This is a genomic window from Aeromicrobium sp., assembly GCF_036676885.1.
GTDB lineage: Bacteria > Actinomycetota > Actinomycetes > Propionibacteriales > Nocardioidaceae > Aeromicrobium.
On sequence record NZ_JAKFCB010000195.1, the window covers coordinates 1 to 1562 of the forward strand.

Sequence of the window (1562 nt, forward strand, 5' to 3'; positions counted from 1 at the left end):
GCTCGCGCGCGACCCGGTGCAGGAACTCCCCTTCGTCCTCAGGCATGAAGCCTTTCGCCGCGAGGGCGTGGTCGAGCAGGTCTGCGGGCATCTCGGCGTTCACGAAGGACAGTCTGCCTGCTGCCTCATTCACGGGAGTGGCGGCCGCGGCGCAGAGTGCGCGTCCAGCGCGTCCGGGGTCTCTCGTCGGCCACGTCCACGATGCCGGGGGGAAGCTCAGCCGGCTCCACCTCGCGCCAGTCGCCATCGAAGCGCACCTCGACCGCGAGCAGCGGGTCAGCTATCCACCGGCCGGTCGAGGCGTCGAAGTACGAGGCGATGCCCCGGCTGAGTCGGACGACTTCCGCGCCGGCGGGCGTGGTCAGGACGTAGTAGCGCATCGTGTGCCGCAAACTGCCGTCACGAGTGCAAGCATGGCTCGCCCTTTCAACCCTCCCACCACGATTGTGGGGCATGGAGCGCCGCCATGGTGTCAGACTGTCGAATTTGGTGCGGACATCACATGACCCCGTCAGCCGGAGCACTCCGGCGGGCGGGGTCTGTGTGCATGTAGAGCCGGTTCCAGCCCCGAGATCTGCACCGACCGAATTGCTGGTCGTACTCATGAGACGGCCGTCATTCGGCACTATGACGGTGTTTTCGGATCAGAATTCAGGGAGCCGCGGAACGTACGGCTCCTCGAGCCTGGCGATCTCGTCGTCGGTCAGCGTGATGTCGAGCGAGGCGACCGCGTCGGCGAGGTGCAACGACTTGGTGGCGCCGACGATCGGTGCCGTCACGACTTCGTGCTGCCGCACCCAGGCGAGCGCGACCTGGGCACGCGACACTCCTCGCTCGGCCGCGATCTCGCCGACGGCGGCCGAGATGGCGCGGTCGGAGTCGTCGGCCTGCTTGTAGTAGCCCTTCGCGACCTCGTCGGTCCCGCTGCGGGTCGTGCTCACGTCGTCCCAGTCGCGGGTCAGCCGGCCGCGCGCGAGCGGGCTCCACGGGATCACCCCGATGCCCTCGTCGAGGCAGAACGGGTGCATCTCCCGCTCCTCCTCGCGCTGGACGAGGTTGTACTGGTCCTGCATCGAGATGAACGGGGTCCAGCCGTTGAGGTCGGCGGCGTGCTGAGCCTGGGCGAGCTGCCAGGCATACATCGACGAGGCGCCGATGAAGCGGGCCTTGCCGGCCGTGACGACCTCGTCGAGCGCCTCCATGGTCTCCTCGATCGGGACCTCGGGGTCCCAGCGGTGGATCTGGTAGAGGTCGACGTAGTCGGTGCCCAGACGGCGGAGGCTCTCGTCGATCTGCGTGAGCACGGACTTGCGCGACAGTCCGCCGCTGTCGGGGTCGCCGCCCATCGGGTAGAACACCTTGGTCGCGATGACGACATCCTCGCGGCGGGCGAGGTCGGCGAGGGCGCGGCCGATGATCTCCTCGCTGCTGCCGTCCGAGTACATGTTGGCGGTGTCGAACGTCGTGATCCCGGCATCGAGGGCCTGCTGGATGAACGGCCGGCTCTGCTCCTCGGGCAGCGTCCACGGGTGCGTGCCACGATCGGGGTCGCCGTAGCTCAT

The 1562-nt window shown here is 68.1% G+C and carries 2 protein-coding genes; both read right to left on the minus strand.

The window, feature by feature from the left end; all coding sequences use genetic code 11:
* Positions 1 to 125 precede the first annotated feature (125 nt).
* A complete protein-coding gene (locus V6M46_RS09265) occupies positions 126 to 380 on the minus strand; it encodes a hypothetical protein (protein ID WP_332664055.1) in 255 nt (84 codons plus the stop codon).
* Between the two features lie 264 nt (positions 381 to 644).
* A partial coding sequence (locus tag V6M46_RS09270) for an aldo/keto reductase (protein WP_332664058.1) occupies positions 645 to 1562 on the minus strand: 918 nt, incomplete at its 5' end.

Excerpts from the sequence above, each read along its gene's own strand:
- V6M46_RS09265 (WP_332664055.1), bottom strand. The coding sequence starts at position 380 with ATGCGCTACTACGTCCTGACCACGCCCGCCGGCGCGGAAGTCGTCCGA.